This is a genomic window from Mesorhizobium sp. M1C.F.Ca.ET.210.01.1.1 (assembly GCF_004791585.1).
Classification (GTDB): domain Bacteria; phylum Pseudomonadota; class Alphaproteobacteria; order Rhizobiales; family Rhizobiaceae; genus Mesorhizobium.
On sequence record NZ_SRUU01000055.1, the window covers coordinates 1 to 21,372 of the forward strand.

The 21,372-nt window shown below is 65.4% G+C and carries 24 protein-coding genes; 8 read left to right on the forward strand and 16 right to left on the reverse strand.

The window, feature by feature from the left end:
- Nucleotides 1–261: 261 nt before the first annotated feature.
- From EN853_RS31735 to EN853_RS31750, 4 genes are all read right to left on the reverse strand, one after another.
- A complete protein-coding gene (locus tag EN853_RS31735) occupies nt 262–1,410 on the reverse strand; it encodes a M20 aminoacylase family protein (protein WP_127862903.1) in 1,149 nt (382 codons plus the stop codon).
- Between the two features lie 13 nt (nt 1,411–1,423).
- Nucleotides 1,424–2,620 carry a diaminopropionate ammonia-lyase gene (locus EN853_RS31740; protein WP_127862904.1) on the reverse strand — a complete coding sequence of 399 codons (1,197 nt, stop codon included), beginning with the start codon at nt 2,618–2,620 and terminating at the stop codon, nt 1,424–1,426.
- A 195-nt stretch (nt 2,621–2,815) separates the two neighbouring features.
- The gene (locus tag EN853_RS31745; protein ID WP_127862905.1) at nt 2,816–4,051 is read right to left on the reverse strand and encodes a Zn-dependent hydrolase; all 1,236 of its coding nucleotides are present in this window, start codon (nt 4,049–4,051) and stop codon (nt 2,816–2,818) included.
- A complete protein-coding gene (locus EN853_RS31750; RefSeq protein ID WP_127862906.1) occupies nt 4,048–5,250 on the reverse strand; it encodes a diaminopropionate ammonia-lyase in 1,203 nt (400 codons plus the stop codon). The genes EN853_RS31745 and EN853_RS31750 overlap by 4 nt, the downstream gene beginning before the upstream one ends.
- Before the next feature lie 105 nt (nt 5,251–5,355).
- Here EN853_RS31750 and EN853_RS31755 point away from each other — a divergent pair, with 105 nt between their 5' ends.
- Nucleotides 5,356–5,829, forward strand: a complete 474-nt coding sequence (locus EN853_RS31755) for an Lrp/AsnC family transcriptional regulator (protein ID WP_127862907.1) — start codon at nt 5,356–5,358, stop codon at nt 5,827–5,829.
- A 20-nt stretch (nt 5,830–5,849) separates the two neighbouring features.
- Here EN853_RS31755 and EN853_RS31760 read toward each other — a convergent pair whose 3' ends face one another.
- A complete protein-coding gene (locus tag EN853_RS31760) occupies nt 5,850–6,557 on the reverse strand; it encodes an SDR family NAD(P)-dependent oxidoreductase (RefSeq protein ID WP_127862908.1) in 708 nt (235 codons plus the stop codon).
- A 260-nt stretch (nt 6,558–6,817) separates the two neighbouring features.
- On the opposite strand from EN853_RS31760, the gene EN853_RS31765 reads away from it, so the two are divergent.
- Entirely contained in the window at nt 6,818–7,381 is a 564-nt protein-coding gene (locus tag EN853_RS31765) for a hypothetical protein (protein ID WP_127862909.1), read from the forward strand.
- An 11-nt stretch (nt 7,382–7,392) separates the two neighbouring features.
- Here the strand turns inward: EN853_RS31765 and EN853_RS31770 are convergent, their stop codons facing one another.
- Entirely contained in the window at nt 7,393–7,992 is a 600-nt protein-coding gene (locus tag EN853_RS31770; protein WP_127862910.1) for a YdeI/OmpD-associated family protein, read from the reverse strand.
- A 356-nt stretch (nt 7,993–8,348) separates the two neighbouring features.
- Between EN853_RS31770 and EN853_RS31775 the strand changes: the two genes are divergently transcribed.
- Nucleotides 8,349–9,077 carry an SDR family oxidoreductase gene (locus tag EN853_RS31775; protein WP_127862911.1) on the forward strand — a complete coding sequence of 243 codons (729 nt, stop codon included), beginning with the start codon at nt 8,349–8,351 and terminating at the stop codon, nt 9,075–9,077.
- Here the strand turns inward: EN853_RS31775 and EN853_RS31780 are convergent.
- Together EN853_RS31780 and EN853_RS31785 are read right to left on the reverse strand one after the other, a co-directional pair.
- On the reverse strand, nt 9,028–9,969 hold the full coding sequence (locus EN853_RS31780; RefSeq protein WP_127862912.1) for a LysR family transcriptional regulator: 942 nt from the start codon (nt 9,967–9,969) through the stop codon (nt 9,028–9,030). The genes EN853_RS31775 and EN853_RS31780 overlap by 50 nt on opposite strands.
- A 6-nt stretch (nt 9,970–9,975) precedes the next feature.
- Nucleotides 9,976–10,878, reverse strand: a complete 903-nt coding sequence (locus EN853_RS31785; RefSeq protein WP_127862913.1) for a S1C family serine protease — start codon at nt 10,876–10,878, stop codon at nt 9,976–9,978.
- 210 nt (nt 10,879–11,088) lie between these two features.
- Between EN853_RS31785 and yghU the strand changes: the two genes are divergently transcribed.
- Nucleotides 11,089–11,958, forward strand: a complete 870-nt coding sequence (yghU, locus tag EN853_RS31790) for a glutathione-dependent disulfide-bond oxidoreductase (RefSeq protein WP_127862914.1) — start codon at nt 11,089–11,091, stop codon at nt 11,956–11,958.
- 32 nt (nt 11,959–11,990) lie between these two features.
- On the opposite strand, the gene EN853_RS31795 is transcribed toward yghU, so the two are convergent.
- Complete coding sequence (locus EN853_RS31795; protein ID WP_127862915.1) at nt 11,991–12,536, reverse strand: YbhB/YbcL family Raf kinase inhibitor-like protein; 546 nt, start codon at nt 12,534–12,536, stop codon at nt 11,991–11,993.
- Nucleotides 12,537–13,118: 582 nt separating this feature from the next.
- Entirely contained in the window at nt 13,119–14,288 is a 1,170-nt protein-coding gene (locus EN853_RS31800; RefSeq protein ID WP_189343931.1) for a PLP-dependent aminotransferase family protein, read from the reverse strand.
- Nucleotides 14,289–14,398: 110 nt separating this feature from the next.
- Here EN853_RS31800 and EN853_RS31805 point away from each other — a divergent pair, with 110 nt between their 5' ends.
- From EN853_RS31805 to EN853_RS31820, 4 genes are all read left to right on the forward strand, one after another.
- Complete coding sequence (locus EN853_RS31805) at nt 14,399–14,737, forward strand: hypothetical protein (protein WP_127862917.1); 339 nt, start codon at nt 14,399–14,401, stop codon at nt 14,735–14,737.
- On the forward strand, nt 14,734–15,474 hold the full coding sequence (locus EN853_RS31810; protein ID WP_127862918.1) for a sulfotransferase family protein: 741 nt from the start codon (nt 14,734–14,736) through the stop codon (nt 15,472–15,474). Before EN853_RS31805 ends, EN853_RS31810 begins: the two co-directional genes overlap by 4 nt.
- Nucleotides 15,475–15,704: 230 nt before the next feature.
- Nucleotides 15,705–16,019, forward strand: a complete 315-nt coding sequence (locus EN853_RS31815) for a GYD domain-containing protein (protein WP_127862919.1) — start codon at nt 15,705–15,707, stop codon at nt 16,017–16,019.
- Between the two features lie 64 nt (nt 16,020–16,083).
- Nucleotides 16,084–16,380, forward strand: coding sequence for an antibiotic biosynthesis monooxygenase (locus EN853_RS31820; protein WP_127862920.1), 297 nt, complete (start codon nt 16,084–16,086; stop codon nt 16,378–16,380).
- Nucleotides 16,381–16,450: 70 nt separating this feature from the next.
- Here the strand turns inward: EN853_RS31820 and EN853_RS34245 are convergent, their stop codons facing one another.
- The 6 genes from EN853_RS34245 to EN853_RS34395 form a co-directional block, all read right to left on the reverse strand.
- Nucleotides 16,451–16,606: a hypothetical protein gene (locus EN853_RS34245; protein WP_167524667.1), complete on the reverse strand. Its 156-nt coding sequence runs from the start codon at nt 16,604–16,606 to the stop codon at nt 16,451–16,453.
- A 442-nt stretch (nt 16,607–17,048) separates the two neighbouring features.
- Nucleotides 17,049–18,356, reverse strand: coding sequence for a mechanosensitive ion channel domain-containing protein (locus EN853_RS31825; RefSeq protein WP_127862925.1), 1,308 nt, complete (start codon nt 18,354–18,356; stop codon nt 17,049–17,051).
- 84 nt (nt 18,357–18,440) lie between these two features.
- Entirely contained in the window at nt 18,441–18,617 is a 177-nt protein-coding gene (locus EN853_RS31830) for a DUF2934 domain-containing protein (protein ID WP_127862921.1), read from the reverse strand.
- 323 nt (nt 18,618–18,940) lie between these two features.
- Nucleotides 18,941–20,137 (reverse strand): amidohydrolase family protein, encoded by a 1,197-nt coding sequence (locus tag EN853_RS31835; protein ID WP_127862922.1) that lies wholly within the window; start codon nt 20,135–20,137, stop codon nt 18,941–18,943.
- 381 nt (nt 20,138–20,518) lie between these two features.
- Nucleotides 20,519–20,968: a GFA family protein gene (locus EN853_RS31840; RefSeq protein WP_127862923.1), complete on the reverse strand. Its 450-nt coding sequence runs from the start codon at nt 20,966–20,968 to the stop codon at nt 20,519–20,521.
- Nucleotides 20,969–21,075: 107 nt separating this feature from the next.
- Nucleotides 21,076–21,372, reverse strand: a 297-nt coding sequence (locus tag EN853_RS34395) for a hypothetical protein (RefSeq protein WP_210234825.1), incomplete at its 5' end; no start/stop codon positions are given.

Below are 21,372 nucleotides of genomic sequence, written 5' to 3' on the forward strand. Positions count from 1 at the left end.
TACACCGCACTCGCGGCCCGCTCCGGATCCAAGAAGCTTGCCATCGTCGCCGTCGCCAGAAAGCTCCTCGTCACCCTCAATGCCATCATTCGAGACAAAACCGCCTTCGCATGAACACAGTTGCCATTACCTGCGAGCGCCTCAACAATGCTGAATTCTGGTCGGCCGCATCCTTCGGAGAGCGTCGCGGCCTGGATCCTCGGGTCAAGCCCGAGGATGACGAATGGAGAAGCTCCACCGCCTTCCGCCAATCGCCGTGGCTCACCCCACCGCCAGCCTTCTCCTCACGATCGCCGCGTGGAAACGCGCGCCGTGGAGCAGGCCTTCGTCGTTGAAGTCATAAGACGGGTTGTGCAGCGGGGCGGAATTGCCGTTGCCGAGGAAGGCGAAGCAGCCTGGCACCTCGGCGAGGAAGCGGGCTAAATCCTCCGAGGCCGTCATCGGTTCAGCCGCGATGCCAACGGCATCGTCGGCCAGTACCGTGCGGGCCGCCGCAAGCGCCTCATCGACGAGAGCCGCGTCGTTGATCAACGGCACGAACTCGCGTGTGTAAGTGACTTCAGCCGCTACATTATAGGCCTGTGCCGTGCCTTCCGCGATGCGCCGCATCTCCTGCTCGATGGCCGCGCTCACTTCGGGCCGGAAACTGCGGCAGTCGCCGAGGATGCGGGCCAGCCCCGGCAGCGCGTTGCGGGTGCCGTCGGTGATGAGCTCCCTCACCGACACGACGCCGATATCGGCGGGGCTCAAGCGCCGCGAGACGATGGTCTGCAGGTTGACGACCAGCGCGCAGGCGGCGACCAGCGTCTCTTGCCCCGCATGCGGGCGCGCCGCGTGGCCGCCGAGGCCTGACAGCACGATCTCGAAATTGTCTTCGGCCGACATGACCGGACCGATCCGGGTCTCGAAATGGCCGATGGGAAGGCCCGGCATGTTGTGCAGGCCAAAGATCTCCTCGAAGGGGAAGCGCTCGAGCAGGCCGTCGTCGAGCATGGCGAGCGCGCCCCTGCCCCATTCCTCGGCCGGCTGGAAGATGAAGCGCACCGTGCCGTCGAAGCCGCCTTCGCCGGCAAGCAGCTTCGCTGCGCCGAGCAGCATGGCGGTGTGGCCGTCATGGCCGCAGGCATGCATGACGCCGGGCGTGCGTGAGCGATAGGCGGCCGTCCCCTCCTCGGGAATGCGCAGCGCGTCCATGTCGGCGCGCAGCGCGATCGCCCGGTTGCCGCCACCCCTGGTCAGCGTGCCGACGACGCCGGTGCCGCCGACACCCTCGGCGACCTCCAAGCCGAAGGCGCGCAGCTTGTCCGCCACGAAAGCGGCGGTGCGCTTTTCCTCGAAGCCGAATTCGGGATGGGCGTGGAGGTCTTGCCGCCACGCCGTCATCTCGCGGTGAAGCTCCTGCTGGTCCATCGTCGTCTTCCCTTCAGGCGGACTGCAACAGCACGTCTTGCGGCACTATCCCCACCAGCTCGGCATAGCGGCCGGGATCGGTCGCGCCCTCGGAGTTGACGATGAGCACGCGCGATCCGGCATCGAGGCCGAGCGCCGCCCGCATATCCTTGTCGCCAGCGGCGCGGATCAGCCCGGCGAGCCCTGCCCCGCCGCTTTCGCCGGAGATGATCGCCGGATCGTCGCCCGCGGGGCGCGCCAGCCGGTTCATCACCGCGACCGCGTCTTCCTCGTCCACCGTCATGAAGGCGTCGCCGACGCGCGCCAGAACGCGCCAGGCGATGAGGGACGGCTCAGCGCATTCGAGCATCGCCATCACCGTCGACTGATGCTGTTCGATCGTTACGGGACGTCCGGCCTCCGCCGAGGCGTAGACGCAGGCAGAGCGCCTCGGTTCGACTACTACGGTCTTCGGCCGACGCTCGCCGAGCATGATCGCCATATGGCCTGCAATCGCCGCCGCGAAGCCGCCCACGCCGGCCTGCAGAAAGACATGGGTGGGCGGATCGGCCATTCGTCGCAGCGCCTCGCGCACGATCACCGTGTAGCCCTGCATGACGAGGCCGGGGATGCGCTCGTAGCCCAGCCAGGAGGTGTTGGAGACGATCTTCCAGCCGCGCTCGGCGCCGACCCTGGCAACTTCGCGCACCGCATGATCATAGCCGCCCTCGACCTGCGCGATCTCGGCGCCGAAGCGGGCGATGGCTGCGACGCGCTCGGCGCTGACGCCGCCATGGACGTAGATGACCGAACGCGCGCCGACGAGGCCGGCACCTTGCGCCACCGAACGGCCATGATTGCCATCGGTGGCGCAGCAGAAGGTCATCTGAGCAGCGATGGCGCGCAGCTTCGGATCGTTGATTTCGCAGATATCGACTTCGCGACCGAAGCGCTTGCCGGCCTCTTCCAGCACCAGCCGCAAAACGGCATAGGCGCCGCCCAGCGCCTTGAAGCTGCCAAGTCCGAGGCGCTGGCCCTCGTCCTTGACATGCAGTGCCGCGATGCCGAGGTCATCGGCCAGCGCCGGCAAGTCGTAGAGGGGTGTCTCGGCATGGTTGTCGCGCGCCGCGAGATAGTGCTCGGCCCTTTCTCCGCCGGCCATGCCGAGGGACTCGGCGTCGGCCGAAACCAACGGATGGTTGTGTTCGGGACGTTGGTTGATCAGCAGCATGGCATTTTCTTCGAGGCACTGAACTCCAATGGCGCGCGCGAAGCGGGCTCCATTTTGGCTAAGTGATTGAAGTTTGTATCAATCTGATGTCGCCGAATGCCGGCCTTGGCGAGGCCCCACGCCTTCGACAGGACTATTTTTGGTGGTAAATGGCCCCTGTGACGCCGAGCCGGCCATGTCAATGCCTCCCTGTGATCAGTCGGCCGCCAGCCGGGCGGCGACACCAAGCAGCACATTGGCGCCGGCAACCAGCTCGTCGGCGGCCGTGAACTCGGCCGGGTTGTGGCTGATGCCGTTGCGGCTCGGCACGAAGATCATCGCGGACGGCGTGATGCGCGCAATCATCTGCGCATCATGCCCGGCACCCGAGGTCATTCGCCGGCAGGAAAGACCGGCGGCTTTGGCGCCATCCTCGATCAGCGAGACGATGCGGGGATCGAATGTCACCGGCTCGAAACGCGCCAGGCTTTCGGCCTGGATGGTGACACCGGCGCTTGCGGCAAGGTCTTCGAAGAAGCCGGCGAGCGCCGCCTCCTCTTCGCGAAGGTGCATTTCGTCGGGATCGCGAAGATCGATGGTGAATATCGCGCGCGACGGGATGACGTTGATGGCGTTCGGCTCGAACGCGATGGTGCCGACAGTGGCAACCGTCCGCGTCGGCGAGGCGCCGGCGCGGTCGGCGAGGAAGCTGATCACCCGCGCGGCGGCGACACCGGCATCGCGGCGCATCGACATCGGCGTGGTGCCGGCATGGTTGGCCTCGCCATCGATCGTGATGCGTTGCCAGGAGATGCCCTGCAGGTTCTCTACCGCGCCGATGGCGATGCCTTCGCGCTCGAGCACCGGCCCCTGTTCGACATGCAGCTCGACATAGACATGCGGCTTGAGGAAACCAGGCTGATGCTGACCGGCATAGCCGATGCGCTGCAGTTCCTTGCCCAGCACCGTGCCGTCGGTACCGATAGCGGCCAGCGCGTCCTCGACACCGACGCCGCCGGCATAGACCAGCGAACCCATCATGTCGGGCGAAAAGCGCACGCCTTCCTCATTAGTGAAGGCCGCGACGACAATCGGGCGCGCGGGCGCGAAACCGGCCTCCTTCAGGCTCTCGATCGCTTCGAGACCTGCGAGCACGCCGTAGCAGCCGTCATAGATGCCGGCGTCGATCACCGTGTCGATATGCGAGCCGAGCATGACGGGGGCCTGGCCGGCATCGGCGCCGCCTTTCCAGATGCCGAAGATGTTGCCGATGCGGTCGATGGCGACCTCGAGCCCCGCCTCTTGCAGCCAACCGACAAGGCGGTCGCGGCCGAGTCTGTCCATGTCGGAGGCGGCAACGCGGACGAGCCGACCTTGCGCGTCGCGGCCGAGGCTGCCGAGCTCTTCGATGCGCCCGATGAGGCGGCCGGCATTGATCGTCAGATTGCTCATGCCAACTGCCTCGCCCGTGCAACTTCCTGCGGCGCGATCCCGACCAGATCGGCATAGCGACCGGGGTCGGTCGCGCCTTCGGAGTTGATGATGAGAACACGCGAATGGGCATCGAGGTGAAGTGCTGCCCGCATCTTCTCATCGCCGGCAGCGCGGATCAGCCCGGCGAGCCCTGCCCCGCCGCTTTCGCCGGAGACAATCGCCGGATCATTGCCCGAGGGCCGCGCCAGGCGGTTCATCACCAAGACCGCGTCTTCCTCGTCCACGGTCATGAAAGCATCGCCGATCCGCGACAGCACGCGCCAGGCGACCAGCGACGGCTCGTAGCATTCGAGCATCGCCATCACCGTGGGCTTGCTGTGCGCAATCGCGACTGGCCGCCCGGCCTTTGCGGTTTCATAGATGCAGGCCGCGCGGGCCGGCTCGACCACGATTGCCCTCGGGCGATCCTCGCCGAGCACGATCGCCAGATGGCCCGCGATCGCCGCCGCGAAGCCGCCGACGCCGGCCTGCAGGAAGACATGCGTGGGTGGCTGGGGCAAGCGCTTCAGCGCTTCGCGCACGATCACGGTATAGCCCTGCATCACCAGTCCCGGGATGCGCTCATAACCCGGCCAGGATGTGTCGGAGACGACGGTCCAGCCGCGCTCGGCGGCGACGCGGGCGGCTTCCCTGACCGACTGGTCGTAGTCGCCCGCGACGCGCACGATCTCGGCGCCGAAGCGGGCGATGGCGGCCACGCGTTCGTTGCTGACGCCCGAATGGACGAAGATGACGGAGCGCGCACCCACCAGGCTGGCGCCCTGCGCCACCGAGCGTCCATGATTGCCGTCAGTCGCGCAGGCGAAGGTCATGCCGGCGGCAATCGCCTGGACGTCGGGCGCGTGCAGTCCCGAGATATCGACAGTGCGACCAAGGCGCCGGCGAGCCTCCTCCAGCACCAGCCGCATGACGGCATAGGCGCCGCCCAGCGCCTTGAAGCTGCCGAGGCCAAGGCGCTGCCCCTCATCCTTCACATAAAGCGCGCCGAGGCCGAGCTCACTGGCCAGCGCCGGCAAGGCGTGCAGCGGCGTCTCGGCATGATTGTCGCGTGCGGCAAGGAAGCGCTCGGCCTCCTCGGCGCCGGCGGACCCAAGCGTCGCGGCATCCTCAGGGGTCAATGGCTGGCGATGGTCCGGGTGGCGGTTGAGCAGGAACATGTCTCGGTTCTCTCCTTCGGTGCCTGAAACTTATTGCAAGACTGCCGATAAAAGCGCTCTGTTTTGCCGGTCTTGATGCAAGTTTGTTTCGCCGGAACCACCGCCATGCCTGTTTTGCCCGAACTCGACGCCTTCGACCACGCCATCCTCGCCATCCTGCAGAAGGACAACACCACGCCGCAGCGGGTGATCGGCGAGAGGGTGAACCTGTCGGCGCCGGCCGTGCAGCGGCGCATCAAGCGCATGGAGGAGACGGGCGTCATCCGCGCCAATGTCGCGCTGGTCGATCCGGCCAGGGTAGGCCATCCGATCACCATCTTCGTCGAGGTCGAGGTGGAGAGCGAGCGGGCCGAACTGATCGACGCCGCCAAGCGCGGCTTCGCTGCGGTGCCGGAAGTGCAGCAGTGCTATTACGTCACCGGCGAGGCCGATTTCATCCTCGTCGTCACCGTGGCGACGATGGCCGACTACGAGGCGCTGACCAGGCGGCTGTTCTTCGAGAACAACAACGTCAAGCGCTTCCGTACGTTTGTGGCGATGGACCGGGTGAAGGTCGGGCTGGAGGTGCCGGCGGGGTGAGGAGCCCTCTCGCGCGTTGCTCACCACGGCAGTTTCTTGCCGTCGCGGAAGAAGCCGCCGGTCGGGCCGTCATCGGGCAAGGTGGCGGCCCAGACGATGCCGGCCGCGCCTTGCGCGACGGGACGTCCGCCGGGACCGCCCATGTCGGTCGCGACCCAGCCGGGGCAGATCGAATTGACCAACACGCCTGCGCCGCGCAGCTCGATCGCCAGGATGCGGGTCAGCGCGTTGAGCGTCGCCTTACTGGTCGAATAGGCCGGCGCGCCGGCGCCCATCGAGGCGAGCGAGCCGCCTTCGGACGAGACATTGACCAGCCGGCCATGGCCTCCGGCACTGAGTAGCGGCGCGAAGGCCACCGCCACGCGCCAGGCGCCGAAGACGTTGGTCTCGAAAGCCTCGCGGATCACAGTCCAGTCGGGCCGCAGCGCCCGCGCCGACGGGTCGTAGTGGATGGCGGCGTTGTTGACCAAAACGTCGAGCCGGCCGAAGCGGCGCCCGACCTCGGCCGCGGCGCGGGCGGCCGCATCGGGCGCGGCGACATCCAGCGCGATGGCTTCCACCTTGCCGCCGAGCTTCCTCGCCGCCGCCTCACCCTTGGCGAGGTCGCGCACGCCGATGAGCACCGTGAAGCCGAGCTCGGCGAGCTGGCGAGCGGTCTCCAGGCCGATACCGCGATTGGCGCCGGTGACCAGCGCCACCTTGCCGTCATGCGTTGTCTTGGCGTTCATCGTCTTCCTCGCGAGAGCATTGGTCTTCAGGGCCTGGTGTCTTGGCGGCACATTCGCACGGTGAGAATTGAATGATTAGACGGAAAGACTTTCAGTCATTGCGCGATCCCGTGCATGAGTGGCATCGTCGTCTGGGGCGGGCTGCTTGCCATCGCCCTCAGCATCTTGCGGCAGACGGTTCCCCCGAAGCGGGCAGGACACTCGACTTGACGGGCCGCAACCATTATCGGTTCCGGCGACTTGAGCGGCGTGGAGTTCAGATGCCCGACCTCGACCTTCTGGCCTTTCTGGGCGGGCTGCTGCTGACGCCGGGGCCGACAAACCTTCTGCTGGCGGTTTGCGCCGTTTCATCCGGCTTGCGGCGCACGGCCCCCATGCTGGCGGCAGCCGTGCTCGCCTATCTGTCGGTCATGGTCGCGGTCGCCGCGCTCGTTGCCTTGATGCCGAACGACAGCCAGTCCGCTGTCCGCGCAGGAATGAAGATCTGCGCAGTACTGTGGCTTCTGTGGCTGGCCTACAGCGTGTGGACCGGCAGCGACGATGGTGTCGACCAGCAACTGGTGACGACAAGGCAGGTTCTTGTCACGACGCTGGTCAATCCCAAGGCGACGATCGTTGCCCTTCTGGCGCAGAGCCACGGCATGAGCAGCAGGCTCGTGATCGCGATCGCGGCCCTCGTATGGCTTGCCGGCGCCGTCTGGATCCTCATTGGGATCGCGGTTCGCCGCAGCGGCGCCAGGCTCTTCAGCAGGCGCGTGCTGCGACGGCTCAGCGCGGTCTGCCTCGCCGGCTTCGGGGTCCTGCTGGCGGGCGCCAGCCTGTAGCTCCGGCCGGCCTATTTCTTCTTCTGCGGATGGATCGTCTCGCCGCGCTTCAGCATGGCGACGAGGTCGGCGATCTTTTTCCTGCGTCCGGCCTCGGTCTTCATGTTGTGGGTGCGAAAGGCGAGCGCGAAGCGGTTCTGGGCGGAGAGTTTTTCCAGCATCGCCTTCGCGTTCGGCTCGGCGTCGATCGCCGCCTGCAGGTCGGGCGGGATCGTCATCTCCTTGGATCCGCCATAGGCGCGGTCCCAGCGGCCGTCGGCTTTGGCCGCCTCGACTTCGCGCAGGCCATGCTTTGTCATGCGGCCCTCCTCGATCAGGCGGGCGACATTGTCGATGTTGATCTTGCTCCAGATGCTCTTCCTGCCGCGCGGCGTATAGCGCTGCAGGAAGCTTTTCTCGTCGAGCGACTTGCGCACCGCGTCGATCCAGCCGAAGCAGAGCACGATGTCGATCGCCTCCTTCGGCGTGATCGAGGCGAGCCCAGAGCCGACCTTGTGGACCTTGATCCAGACCTCGCTTTCGCCGGCGTGGTTTTCCGCCAGCCAGGCGTAGAAGCTTTCCGCATCGGGGAATTCGCGGACTTTGTCCAGATCGACTTTTATCGGGGCCATCAGAGGAGTTCCATTGCGAACATCGCCGATTTCATGGGTATGAACTGCGCCTCACTGGGTTCGTTTCGATGACCATCGCAACGTACGAAATTGGCTGAAGCCTCCCAGACGTCGTCATCCTTGGGCGTAGCGACGCGAAGCGGAGCGAAGACCCAAGGATGACGAACTGACAGGCGCTTCGGCCAATCCACACTTGTGCGATTTTGCCTACGAAAGCACTGTCCGAAGCTCCTGCGCAAGGGGACTAACACCCTGTTTTTGCTGGCATCATCGGAGGTTCCGATAACACTATCGATTTCTTCCGTTTCCGCTTCGAGCGTCGGCCTGCCACATCACCGTCCATGCAATGGAAAGGCATGGACATGGACAAGACAAAAATCCTGATCGTTGGCGGCAGCTCGGGCATGGGGCTGGCGCTTGCCGGCCGCTGTCTCGACGAAGGCGCAAGCGTCATCATAGCAGGCCGCGGCGAAGCGAAGCTGGGCGCCGCGAGGGAAGAACTCGGCCGCCCGGCCGCTCTCAAGACGGCGACGGTCGATATCAGCCGCGAGGCCGAGGTCGCGGCGCTGTTCGAGCGCATTGGCCGGCTCGACCATATCGTCAGCACCGCGGCCGACATCGACGGCGCCTACCGGCTGCTGCCGGAAATCGAGCTTTCGGCCGCGCAAAGGGTAGTGGAGAGCAAGTTCTACGGACCGCTGCTCTTAGCCAAGCATGGCGCACCGAGGCTGCCGGCCAACGGTTCGCTCACCTTCGTCTCCGGCATCGCCGCCTACCGGCCGGCGGCGCGCGGCTCGGTGGTCGCTGCCGTCAACGCCGCGCTCGAAGGGCTGGTGCGGGCCCTGGCCGTCGAGCTGGCGCCGATCCGGGTCAATGCGGTGTCGCCCGGCTGGGTCGACACGCCGATCTGGCAGTTCGTCGCCGGCGATGCGAAGGACGAGACGCTTGCCGCCATGGCCAAGCGCCTGCCGGCGGGGCGGGTCGGACGGCCGGACGACATTGCCGACGCCATACGCTTCCTCATCGGCAACGGCTTTACGACGGGAACGACACTGCATGTCGAGGGCGGGCATCGGCTGGTCTGACCGGCGCGAAGCCCGCGTCCGCCGAAGCGAGCAGCGCCTTCAGAGCCGGCGGCTGGACCCGCCGGCGGCGCCAGATCATCACGAGGACCACCGAGCGGACAGGACCCGGCCATGCAAGCTCGGCCACCTCGCCGCGATCGATCGCCGTGGCCACTGCAAGCCGCGGCACGATGCCGAAACCGGCGCCGGCCGCCACCAGGCCGGCGATGGCGTCTATGCTGCCGACTTCGGCCGCGAGCTTCGGTCCGCCGAGGCCAGCTTCGGCAAAGGCCCTGTCGACCATGGCGCGGTAGACGCAGCCGGTTTCGGTGGCGACGAAGCGTTTTTCGGCAAGCTCCGCCAGATCGACATTCGCCCGGTTTTCGCCGGGCGGCGCGATCAGCACCATGGGCTCGGTCACGACGGTGCGTCTGGCGAAGCGCTCCTTCGGCTCGCTCGCGCCGGGTCGGTCGAAGCAGAAGGCGACGTCGATCTCGCCGTCGCCGAGCCTTCGCAGCAATTCGCCGCTGCCGGCGATCCTGAGCCTGATGTCGATGCCGGAATGGGCGGCGCGGAAATCGGCGAGCCAGGCGGGAAGTCTTGCGGACGCGATCGTTTCCAGCGCGCCGATGGCAAGCCGGCCGGCTGTCTTGCCGGTCGTGGCGTCGACGGCGGCCTGCGCCTCGTCAGTGAGCACCAGGAGTTCCTCGGCATAGGGCTTTAGCGCTTCGCCGGCCGGCGTCAGTTCCAGCCCTTGCCGCGAGCGCGTGAACAGGCTGGCGCCAAGCTCGGCTTCCAGCGCCTGGATCTGGTCGCTGACGCTCGACTGCGCGAGATTGACCTCGGCGGCCGCGCGCGTGACGTTGCGCGTGCGCGCGACCGCGAGAAATGTCTTCAGCAGCCTTGGATGCATGCGGCGTTACTGCAGCTGCGGCTTTTTGAGGAAGGAGTTGCGGTCGGCGGATTTGACCCTGAGCCAGGTCTCGCGGCCGTCGCGTACCACGCGCAGCGGAATCTCGGCGCCGGCCGGGTTCTGCCAGAGCTTGCGGTAGAAGTCGGCGAGACCGTCGACCTCGCCATCGCGCACGTCGGAGATGATGTCGCCCTGGCGCAGGCCGGCCTTTGCCGCAGGACCACCTTCGGCGACGCTCATCACCACCACCATGCCGTTCGACTCGGCCGAGAAGGCGCCGAGCCACGGGCGCGGCGGCTTCGCCACCTGGCCGCGCTTCACCAGGTCGTCGAGGATCGGTGTCAGGAGGTCGATCGGCACGATCATGTTGATGTCGGCGACCTCGCCGGCGCGGCTCATCTGCAGGCGCAGCGAACCGACGCCGAGCAGCTTGCCGTCGCGGTCGAACAGCCCGGCGCCACCCCAGGACGGATGCGCCGGCGCGGTGAAGATCGCCTCGTCGATGAGATATTCCCAATAGCCGGCGAATTCCTGCTTGGTGACGATGTGGGCATCGACCTGCTGGCCGACGCCGTCGGCAAGCGTCACGGCGTCGCCGACATTGGCCTTCCTGGCGTTGCCGAACTTGACCGCCGGCAGGTTGAGCGGCGACAGCGCCTGCACCAGGCCGAAGCCGGTCTCCTGGTCATAGGCCAGCGCATGCGCTGCGACCACGCGGCCGTTCTGGTCGGTCAGCCACACCTCCTCGGCCTCGGTGATGAGATAACCGATGGTGAGCACCAGCCCGTTGTCACGGATCACCACGCCGCTGCCTTCGCGGCGGGTGCCCAGCGCATTGGCGGTAAAGGCGTCGTCCGGAACCGTGGCGCGCACGGCCACGACGGAGCGCGATACTTTTTCAATGGTCATCGGTCAGTCCTGAATTGCGGGTCTTTTTCTATAGGTATGGCCAACGGGGCGCGGTGCAAGGGCATCTTCCCTTCTCCCGCCGCGGGAGAAGGGAAAGAGGCTGGCCCAGTCACTAGTTCAACGAAAATTGAACTTTTTCTTTGACGGATGCGCCGACGCACCTAAATCTATCGGCAACCCAACCCGTGTCCGCCCGCAGGAACCCCAAAGATGAACCAGTACACCCCGCCGAAAGTCTGGACCTGGAACAAGCCGAATGGCGGCGCTTTCGCCTCCATCAACCGGCCGGTCGCCGGGCCGACGCATGAGAAGGAGCTGCCTGTCGGCAAGCATCCGCTGCAGCTCTATTCGCTGGCCACGCCCAACGGCCAGAAGGTGACCATCATGCTGGAGGAGCTTCTGGCGCGCGGCCACAAGGGCGCCGAATACGACGCCTGGCTGATCCGCATCAACGATGGCGACCAGTTCGGCTCTGGCTTCGTCGAGGTCAATCCGAACTCCAAAATCCCGGCGCTCATGGACCGCAGCGAGCCGAAGCCGGTCAGGGTGTTCGAATCCGGCTCGATCCTGACCTATCTCGCGGAAAAGTTCGGCGAGTTCCTGCCGACGGAGCGCGCGGCTCGCGCCGAAACCTTCTCGTGGCTGTTCTGGCAGATGGGCTCGGCGCCCTATCTCGGCGGCGGCTTCGGCCACTTCTACGCCTATGCGCCGGAAAAGATCGAATACGCCATCGACCGCTTCGCCATGGAGACCAAGCGGCAGATGGACGTGCTCGACCGCAGGCTCGCCGAGAGCGAATACCTTGCAGGTCCGGACTACACCATCGCCGACATGGCGGTCTGGCCCTGGTATGGCGGGCTCGCCAAGGGCCGCAGCTACAATGACGCCGCCGAGTTCCTTTCGGTGCAGGAATACAAGCATGTGCAGCGCTGGGCCGACGCGATCGACGCCAGGCCGGCGGTGAGGCGCGGCCGCATGGTCAACCGCCTCTCCGGCGACCCCGCCTACCAGCTGCATGAACGCCACGACGCCAGCGACTTCGAGACGAGGACGCAGGATAAATTGCAGGCGGCGGAGTGAAGGGTGAACTCCCCCCTTGCGGGGGAGATGGCCTACCTCCCGTAGGTATATGTCACGCTCGCCTCACCGAGCGCGGAGCTCTTGGCGGCAACCGATACCATCTCCGGTGACGGATTGTCCGGCGTGCGCAGCTTCGCGTCGCCGAGCGCGTAGAGCGTGAAGACATAGTGGTGGGCGCCGCTGCCGGGCGGCGGGCAAGGCCCGAAATAGCCGGCGCGGCCGATGCCGCCCTCGCCGGACACCGTGCCCTTGGGCATGCGCTTGCCGCCCTTGGAGCCGGCGCCTTCGGCCAGGCCCTTGGCGCTGGCCGGAATGTTCCAGGCCAGCCAATGCCAGAACCCCTTGCCGCCATTGGCATCGGGATCGAACATGGTGAGGGCGTAGCTTTTCGTGCCGGCCGGCGGGTCCTTCCAGGCAAGCGCGATCGAGACGCTCTTGCCGCCGCAGCCGGCCTTGTCGCCGAGATATTTCGCATCCCACTTGCCGTTGGAAACCGACCGGCTGGAGATCTCGAAGGCCGATGCCTGGGTGGCCAAGGCAGCGACGGCAAGCATGGTGAAGCCAAGGCGTAAGATCATGGCACTCCTCCCGTTCTGCCAAGAGGTGAAGAAACTAGCGTAAAAGCGGCCCGAAAAAAGGGCGGCCCAGCACGACCAGCGCTTCGACAACAAAAAAAGCCCCGCCGGTGGAGGCCGTCGGGGCTCTTTCGTTGGAACCGTGAAGGTGGGACTTCCCGGCCAGTCGATCCAGGGGGTGTTGGATCGGCTGCGAGCCTAGCCGAAGAACCGGCCGCGCCGATAATCACGCCTGCGCACGACCATTCACGCCTGCGCGAGCAGGAGGTGATGGCGGGCGCAAGGAGGACGAGATCCCACTCAATCGTGACGGACGCCAACCTGCCCTCGTCATCCTAGGGCGGAGCAAGGAGCGAAGCGACGCGCGCAGACCCTAGGATCCATGCCGTGACGCTAAAGTGTTGCAACGGTTAAGAATTCTGCTCCGCTGCGCCCCACGATCAAGGTCACGGCATGGATCCTCGGGTCAAGCCCGAGGATGACGAAGCGTTGGCGGTACCGGGGAACCTCGTGTCGAGACGCCGGCGGGACAGCGCCCCCCTCTGTCCTGCCGAACATCTCCCCCACAGGGGGAGATTGGCTGCCTCAACCCCTCAACACCGTCGCCAGCCGCGGGACGCCCTCGTTCACCGCGCGGTCATCGGCGAGCGTGAACGACATGCGCAGCGTGTCGCGGCCGGTGCCGTCGGCGTAAAAGGCATTGCCCGGCACGAAGGCGACGCGCGCATCCTTCACCGAACGCGCCAGGAGGTCGGTGGCGTCGGCGCCTTCCGGCAGCGTCAGCCAGACGAACATGCCGCCGTCCGGCCGGCTCCAGGAGATGCCCTTCGGCATGTTGGCTTCGAGCGCGCCGAGCAGCGCGTCGCGGCGCCGGCGATAGGCGCCGATCAGCTTCTCCACCTGGGCGTCGAAGATCGTCTCGGCGACGCGGTGCATGACCATCTGGTTGATCGAGGGGCTGTGCAGGTCGGAGGCCTGCTTCATCAGCACCAGCTTCTCCACTACATGGCGCGGCGCGCAGACCCAGCCGACGCGCATGCCGGGCGACAGGATCTTGGAGAAGGAGCCGCAATAGAGCGTGCGCGCCTTGTCGATGCCGCCGGAGCGCGCGCAGTCAAGCGCCAGGATCGGCGGCACCGCCTCGCCGTCATAGCGCAGCGCCCGGTAGGCGGCGTCCTCGATGACAGCGATTTCGAGCTCGCCGGCAAGGTCGAGCACCGCCTCGCGCTGCCTGGCATCGAGCGTGTTGCCGGTCGGGTTGGCGAAGTCCGGAACCAGATAGGCGAATTTCACCTTGCCGCCATTCGCCGCGGCGGCCGCGCGGTAGGCTTCCGGCGTCATGTTGCCGCCGGCCGTGTTCAGCCGGTCGTAGCGCGGCTCATAGGCGTTGAAGGCCTGCAGCGCGCCAAGATAGGTCGGCCAGGTGACCAGAGCGGTGTCGCCGGGCGACAGGAACAGCTTGCCGAGATAATCGAGCGCCTGCTGCGAGCCGGAGGTGATGAAGATGTTGCCCTCGTCGCAGGCCACGCCGAGCTTGTCCATATAGCCGGCCAGCCATTTGCGCAGCGGGAGATACCCTTCGCTGACCTGATATTGCAGCGCAGCGCCTGCCTCCTTGCCGCCGAGCACTGCCTGGTAGGCGTCGCCGATGGCTTCAGCCGGAAACAGCGACGGGTCGGGAATGCCGCCGGCAAAGGAGATGATGTCGGGCTGGTCGAGCAGCTTCAACAGCTCGCGGATTTCCGAGGCCTTCATGCGCGACGAGCGCGAGGCCAGAAGGTTCAACAGGGTCAAGGCGCACCTCCCGCAGGCGAGTTTTCTATTAGGTCAATGTAGCTGACCTATTATCAGGCGGCGCCCTTCGCGTGAATACACAAAACGGTCATGGCGCATCGTCCAGGCGACATTATTTCTCGCATGCCGCTTTCCCAAAACCGCTGCACACTTTTGGGCGACATGCTCTGGATTTCTCGCATGCCGCTTTCCCAAAACCGCTGCACAGTTTTGGGCGACATGCGCTGGATTTCTCGCATGCCGCTTTCCCAAAACCGCTGCGCAGTTTTGGGCGACATGCGCCGGCCGGCATATTTTCAGGAATGCTAATAGAAAAAATTGCGAGCGCAGCGACTTCAGCGCAGCATGAAGCCTGCGGGCCGGAGACCCAAGAGAAAAACAATCCGGCCAAATGGGATGGGGGCAAATGACACTCGAAATTATCGGGGCCGGATTCGGCCGCACCGGCACGTGGTCCACTTTCGCCGCGCTGAACAGGCTGGGCTTTCCGAGCTACCACATGCAGGAAGTCATCATCAACAAGGCCAACAAGGGCCATCTCGACTTCTGGCGCAAGGTGGCGAACAGTCCGCCGGGCACGCAGCACGACTGGAGCCGGGTATTCGCCAACTACAAAGCCACCGTCGACAATCCGGGCTGCTGCGTGTGGCGCGAGCTGATGGTCGCCTACCCCCATGCCAAGGTGCTGCTGACGCTGCATCCGCGCGGCGCCGAAGCCTGGTACGACAGCACTATCGACACGATCTACTTCACCGAGAATGTCTGGCAGTTCAGGGTGCTGGAATGGCTGACGCCGTTCGGCCGCAAGTTCGGCGACATGTCGCGGAAGCTGGTCTGGGGCCGCACGCTGAAAGGCGTCATGGACGATCGCGACAAGGCGGTGGCGCGCTACAACGCCTATATCGAGGAGGTGAAGGCGGCGGTGTCGCCGGAAAGGCTCCTGGTCTTCAAGGTCACCGACGGCTGGGGGCCGCTCTGCGATTTCCTCGGCGTTCCGGTGCCGAGCGAGCCCTTCCCCAACCTCAACGACCGCGCCAGCATCAAGAAGATCATCAACGGCATGATCATTGGATCCTATGTGATGCTGGCCGCTTGCGCGGCGGCGGCCGTGCTGGTGGTCGGCGGGCTCTGGTGGTGGCTGGGGTAGAGGGTGGACAGAGGCTTGGCGATTTGCCCGCCCCGGCTTGCAGCGCATGACGGGATTGTCGCCATATTAGAATAGGCGCATATTATCCCAAGCCGAAGCATTGCTCCGGTCGAACCGCCATTGGCCATGTTTGCCCAAGCGGTCCACAGACCAAGTCAGATGTCAGGGAGAGAAGGCAAGTCCGTGCTGCTCACGGGCAGCCCGAGACAATGATATTGGAGGAGATTCCCATGAAGGTTACCATATTGGCAAACTACGAACCCCATGCCGCCAAAGGGCTGATGCAGGGATCGAACCGGGAAGCTGCAGTCCAGGCGCTTTTCGAAAGCGTCGGCGGCAGGATGAACAGCCTGACGTTCACACGCGGCCTCTACGACGTCGTCGTCAATGGCGAGGTGCCGGATCAGGTTGCCGGGATGGGCATGACGCTTGCGGTTCGGGCAAGCGGTTCGGTGCGCGACCTCGTCGTCCTCGAAGAGCTCGACATGAAGGCAGTGATCGCGGCCGCCAACAAGGCCGCCGGTGTCTACAAGCCCGCCGGCTGATCAGGCCGGCGCGGCGCCGCAGAGCCGCGAGGAGGATGCTCGCTCAAACTGATCGGAGGAAGCCATGACCGCCTACAACGTAGTCCGCTTTCGCACCAAGCCGGGCAGGGAAAAGGCCTTCGTCGATGCGCATGAGAAGATCTCGCTGAAGGCCAAGGGCTTTCGCAAGGGCGCCCTTATCAAGACCGGCGACAGCACATTCTGCCTTGTCGGCGAATGGGACGACATGGACAGCCTGGCCGCGGCGCGCCCGACGATGATCGGCATTCTCGACACGTTTCGCGATATGCTTGAAGACCTCGGCGGCAATCTCGGCGTGACGGACCCGGTATCAGGGACTGTCGTCGCGGAAATAAGCTGAGGCGGCCAATCGGCGATGGCCGGGCCCCCGGGCGCGCCCCGGCCACCGCCGTCGGCGGGAAGCTCTGGCGTTAGAACGGCAACCGAATCTCGTTGTCATGAGCGGTCTGCGGCCAGCCGATGTCCTTGCGGATCTCCGGCGGCAGCTCGTTCAGCTCGCGCGTCGTCCTCAGGCGCCTGCTCGCCTCGGCGAAGGCAGCGCGGATGCGGTTAAGGCTCTTGAACATCGGGACCTCCACAAAGCGTCGGCAGAAAGAGCAGCCGCTCACGGGCGCGCTTTTGCGGTGCGTCTGTAACCAGCCGATTGCGCGTGGACGGTGAAATGCTTCACGAAGCCGGAGCAGCCTGAAACATATGCATGCAAATTAATTTGCAGTCGCGCAGAAGCAGCAGCCGCAGCACACCGCCGGAGGCCTGCGCAGCCCAATGTCAGGCGTTCAGCCCGCTGAGATTCCGAATCACCTGCCCAGGGGGCGGGAAGCGCGTCAGGTCGCCGACGGAAGCTGCTGCGCGGTCTCGGCCGAGAGCCGGCCTTTGCGGACGAATACCGGCTTCGAATATTCTTTCTTCATGGCGAAATCTCCCCTGCCTGACCGAAAGGTGCGGCAGCGCAGGCCCGGTTGTCAAGCGCCGGCACGGCGGCGGCATTCGGTTGTTCGGCCGCCGGGTTCAGCGCGCCGCCCAATTGCCTTTCTGCCCGGCCCCGTCCCTCACGATGATTTCGCGGTGCGGATAGGGGATGCCAATGCCGTTCTTCTTGAACGTATCCCACAGCGCCAGCAGCACCTTGCCGCGCACATTGGTCAGCCCCTGCTGCGGATCGCGGATCCAGAAGCGCAGGACGAAGTTGAGCGAGGAGTCGCCGAACCCCGTCAGCCAGCAGACCGGCCGCCGATCGGCTTCGACCCTGCCGACGCTGATCGCGGCCTCTATTGCCAGTTCGCTGACCTTGTGCGGGTCGGCGTCGTAGGAGACGCCAAAGTCCACGTCGAGCCGCACGAGATTGTCGCTGAACGACCAGTTGATAACCCTTTGGGTGATGAAGTCCTCGTTGGGGATCAGATATTCGCGACCGTCGCGCGTCACCACCGAGACGAAGCGCGCTCGCAATTCACGTATCCAGCCGAATGTGCCTTCGAGCGAGATCGTGTCGCCCGGCTTGATCGACTTGTCGAGCAGGATGATCATGCCGGAGACGAAGTTCGAAACGACCTTCTGCAGCCCGAAGGCGAGGCCGACGCCGATCGCGCCGGAGAAGACCGTCAGCGCCGTCAGGTCGACGCCGACGGCTGAAAGCGCGAAGGCGCCGGCGACCAGGACCAGGCTGATCTTTGCCACCTTGCCGATGAGGACGCGGATCGAGGGCGTCAGCTCCTCGGAGATGCGGACACGCTCATCGACATAATTGCCGATGACCACGGCAAGCCAGACCGTGGCGGCCAGCAGCAGCACCGCCTTGAGCAGCAGCAGGGCCGAAAGGTGGATCGCGCCCATGGGGATCGCCAGGCTGTCCAGCACAGTCGCGGTCTCGTCGCTGACGCCAAGGATGACAAGCGCCGCGTAGATCCAGATCAGCCAGCCGAGAAAGCGGGCGACGAGGCGGTTGTGAACCATGCGCGACAGCACCGACGCGACAAGCCAGGCGAGCGACAGCGAAAGCGCGATATGGAGGAGGTAGAGGTGGCTTGGCCACACGAAGGGGCGCATCAGGTTGAGCGCGGCAAGCAGGAAGAGCGTGAAGAGGATCCAGTCGGTGCGCCGCAGCAGGGCGATCACGACCCTCAGCAGCCCGGGATGACCCTTGATCTGGCGTGCCCGATCCTCGATGAGCCGCTCGACGCGCCGCCCGGCGAGCCTGGCCGCGAGGAACAGCGCGAGGATGATGCCGAGCTGATAGAGGAGCCACAGCGAGGTGGCATAGTTGAACCATCCGCTGGACCAGGCCAGCGCTTGACCGATGGCGTCGCGAACATCCATTGCCACACGACCATCATGGACGGGCTAGCAAACCCGCCATTGCGAGACCCGTTTCAGGGCCGCGTATTCATGGCGCTCCGGCGGCTACGCGCCGGCGCGGCGGGCGCGCTTGCCCGACATATCCTGCCTTTGATCCTCTTCGTCGATCTCACCCATCGCCTGTTCCCAAAAACGCAAGTCGGCGCCTTCGGGCTTTCCTTCCTTTTCCCAAAGCTCATAGGCGCGCTGGCGGATGCGGTCTTCCCTGCTCTGGTCAGCCATGGAAACCTCCCGGTTCTCTGTTTCACCGGGAGGAACGCCGGCGCCAGCGAAACGATCCATGCAAAAGCCTGACGGCGGCCGATTTTCTCGGGCCTCTGCCAGCCCGACAGACCGCGCCCGGACGGGGGGCCTGAAGGCGACTCCGCCATCGGGTAGATCAGGAACGGTCGACCGCGTAGCGAAGGTGCCCGCGCAGCGAGGCCAGATAGTCCTGCTCGGTCCGGCAAACGGCATCCAAATCGCCCGCGCATGGGGCGTCGCCCTTGATGGTCGAGCCTGCGCGTTGGCCTCAATGCCGATGACGCACTGGTCGATCGTAGTTGTTACCCTTTCATGCTGCCATCCCTCGCCACCACCCTGCCCGCACGATACACCGTCCGCGCCTTCGGCACCGCCACCACCGCTTCCGGCACGTGGTCGGCCTTGAGCGCCACGAAATCGGCCCTGGCGCCGACCGCGATGCCGTAGCCTTCCAGGCCCAGCGCCCTGGCGCCGGCATGGCTCACGACGTCGCAGGCGGCTTCGAGTTCCCAATCCTCGTAGAAGCCGGAGCGGTAGCCGATCATGTTGGCGCGGTTCAGCATGTCGCCATCGCCATAGGGCCACCAGGAATCGCGAATGTTGTCGGAGCCGGCAAAGACGGTGACGCCCGCCTTGCGCAGCGCCGCGACCGGCGGGAAAGGATGGTTGCCGGGCGCGTTGGTCATGATGGCGACGCCGGAGGCGGCAAGCATCTCGCCGGCCCTGGCCAGCGCGTCGGCGGAAATGTCGCCCAGCGCATAGGCGTGGCTGACGGCGACTTTTCCCTGCATGCCGAGCGCCGTGGTCCGCGCGGCGATCTCCTCGATCTCGAACAGGCCGAGCGTGCCGCCGTCATGCAGGTGGATATCGACACCAGCGCCGCGCTTTTCGGCAAGGCCGAAGACCACGTCGAGATGGCCTTTGACGTCGCGGTCGAAGCTCGCCGGGTCGAGCCCGCCGATCAGGTCGCAGCCGAGTTTCAGGGCCTCGTCCAGCAGCTCCGCCGTGCCGGGCGACGACTGGATGCCGCTCTGCGGAAAGGCGACGAGCTGGATGTCGATCAACTCGCGATAGTGTTCGCGCACGGCAAGGATCGTCTCGACATGCTTCAACCCGACCGCGGCGTCGACCATGACATGGCTGCGCATGGCGAGACTGCCATTGCCGATGCAAAGCTCGAGCTGGTTCCTGGCGCGCTCCCGCATCGGCGCGGCCTGGTCAAGGTTCCGCATCTGGAAGGCGACCCGCTCGCGTACATCAAATCCGTTGGTGCAGGGAATGTGCGGACGCCAGGCATCGCCATAGAAGGAGGTGTCGAGATGGATATGGCCCTCGACGAAGGCAGGCAGGACGAGCTGGCCGGCGAGGTCGATGGCGGCTGCGGGCGGGCTGGCGGCATTGGCGGCGGGCGTGATGGTGCTGAAGCGACCGTCTGCGACGGTGAGGTCGGCCGGCGAGCCGTCGGCGAGTTTTGCGTTGAGGAAATGGATCTCGTGCACGATGCAATCCGTTGGAAGCGAAACGTCACTCGTCCCCGGTCGAGTGGCCTCGGTCAATGCGGAGCGGGATAGAAAGTGTTTCGCCAAACCCGATCTCTTCGAAGCGGGCCGAGCGGTGGAGGTTGCGCTTTGGCCGCCTTCGGAACCGCCGCCGTTAACGTTAATCTCAAGCGCCGGTGCAGAAGTCCTTGCTCCCCGCCTATTCCGCTTTCACGGAAGTTTCCGCGCGCCAAAACTATGCCATAGTGCGATCTGCGGTACGAGGCCGCCGTGGTCGACGCGGACGCCCAAGCACATCCCCAACAATGTCGCCCCCAACGGCCGCGTCGACCATGTAACTGAACGGCGATCTGACCCGGGTCGCCGTTTTGTTTTGGGCAATCAGGTCTTGGCGTATTCCGCGACCAGCCCTTCATATTCCTCGAAGGCCGGCAGGGCCGCATAGCTGTGCACGGCGGGCGTCGTCGCGCAGGGCAATTTCTCGCTGGTCCAGGTTTCGACGAAGGGCGTGAACCAGCCCGGGTCATCCAGCATGGTCGGGCGCAGGTTGACGAACCAGTCCAGCCCCTCAGGCCGGGTGAACATCCAGGTCATGCAGTAGCCGCAGAAATAGTGTCTTGAGGCGCCATGCAGGCCGCCGATCACCGGCTCGCCCTTGGTGATCTCGAAGGCGTCAGAGGGGATCGCCGCGCTCAGCGAATAGGCGCTGGATGACATCTTCTGGCAGCCGGTGCAATGGCAGGCCATGGTGAGCAAGGGCTTGGCCGAGATCTTCAAGCGCACGCGGCCGCAGCGGCAGCCTCCTTCGGCGGGCAGGGAAAGAGTGGGCAAGGTGGGGCCTCCTTTTGGGGATCTTCGAATGGACTTCAAGAACAAAGGTCGGCGGGACAGCGCCCCCCCCTCTGTCCTGCCGGACATCTCCCCCACTTGGGGGGAGATCAGCCTTCACGCCGCCTTTCGCCAATCTCCAACGCCGCAGGATAAAACGAGGCGCCGAGACAGCCAATCTCCCCCTCGTGGGCAGGGGAATCGCATATGGCTTTTTGGGAGTTGAAGTTGGCCTGAGAAGGGCTTCTTTGGGCAGGCAGTCGAACGAAGGAGAGACTGCCATTTCCAGCCTTGAGAGCTATTTCGGTGCGGTGCCCGATCCGCGCGCTGGCAACGCCACGCATCGGCTTGGCGATTTGATCGTAATGATGATCGCTGCGAGCCTGTGCGGAGCGAGCAACGCGACG

Excerpts from the sequence above, each read along its gene's own strand:
- EN853_RS31735 (WP_127862903.1), bottom strand. The coding sequence starts at position 1,410 with ATGGACCAGCAGGAGCTTCACCGCGAGATGACGGCGTGGCGGCAAGAC.
- EN853_RS31740 (WP_127862904.1), bottom strand. The coding sequence starts at position 2,620 with ATGCTGCTGATCAACCAACGTCCCGAACACAACCATCCGTTGGTTTCG.
- EN853_RS31745 (WP_127862905.1), bottom strand. The coding sequence starts at position 4,051 with ATGAGCAATCTGACGATCAATGCCGGCCGCCTCATCGGGCGCATCGAA.
- EN853_RS31750 (WP_127862906.1), bottom strand. The coding sequence starts at position 5,250 with ATGTTCCTGCTCAACCGCCACCCGGACCATCGCCAGCCATTGACCCCT.
- EN853_RS31755 (WP_127862907.1), top strand. The coding sequence starts at position 5,356 with ATGCCTGTTTTGCCCGAACTCGACGCCTTCGACCACGCCATCCTCGCC.
- EN853_RS31760 (WP_127862908.1), bottom strand. The coding sequence starts at position 6,557 with ATGAACGCCAAGACAACGCATGACGGCAAGGTGGCGCTGGTCACCGGC.
- EN853_RS31765 (WP_127862909.1), top strand. The coding sequence starts at position 6,818 with ATGCCCGACCTCGACCTTCTGGCCTTTCTGGGCGGGCTGCTGCTGACG.
- EN853_RS31770 (WP_127862910.1), bottom strand. The coding sequence starts at position 7,992 with ATGGCCCCGATAAAAGTCGATCTGGACAAAGTCCGCGAATTCCCCGAT.
- EN853_RS31775 (WP_127862911.1), top strand. The coding sequence starts at position 8,349 with ATGGACATGGACAAGACAAAAATCCTGATCGTTGGCGGCAGCTCGGGC.
- EN853_RS31780 (WP_127862912.1), bottom strand. The coding sequence starts at position 9,969 with ATGCATCCAAGGCTGCTGAAGACATTTCTCGCGGTCGCGCGCACGCGC.
- EN853_RS31785 (WP_127862913.1), bottom strand. The coding sequence starts at position 10,878 with ATGACCATTGAAAAAGTATCGCGCTCCGTCGTGGCCGTGCGCGCCACG.
- yghU (WP_127862914.1), top strand. The coding sequence starts at position 11,089 with ATGAACCAGTACACCCCGCCGAAAGTCTGGACCTGGAACAAGCCGAAT.
- EN853_RS31795 (WP_127862915.1), bottom strand. The coding sequence starts at position 12,536 with ATGATCTTACGCCTTGGCTTCACCATGCTTGCCGTCGCTGCCTTGGCC.
- EN853_RS31800 (WP_189343931.1), bottom strand. The coding sequence starts at position 14,288 with ATGAAGGCCTCGGAAATCCGCGAGCTGTTGAAGCTGCTCGACCAGCCC.
- EN853_RS31810 (WP_127862918.1), top strand. The coding sequence starts at position 14,734 with ATGACACTCGAAATTATCGGGGCCGGATTCGGCCGCACCGGCACGTGG.
- EN853_RS31815 (WP_127862919.1), top strand. The coding sequence starts at position 15,705 with ATGAAGGTTACCATATTGGCAAACTACGAACCCCATGCCGCCAAAGGG.
- EN853_RS31820 (WP_127862920.1), top strand. The coding sequence starts at position 16,084 with ATGACCGCCTACAACGTAGTCCGCTTTCGCACCAAGCCGGGCAGGGAA.
- EN853_RS34245 (WP_167524667.1), bottom strand. The coding sequence starts at position 16,606 with ATGTTCAAGAGCCTTAACCGCATCCGCGCTGCCTTCGCCGAGGCGAGC.
- EN853_RS31825 (WP_127862925.1), bottom strand. The coding sequence starts at position 18,356 with ATGGATGTTCGCGACGCCATCGGTCAAGCGCTGGCCTGGTCCAGCGGA.
- EN853_RS31830 (WP_127862921.1), bottom strand. The coding sequence starts at position 18,617 with ATGGCTGACCAGAGCAGGGAAGACCGCATCCGCCAGCGCGCCTATGAG.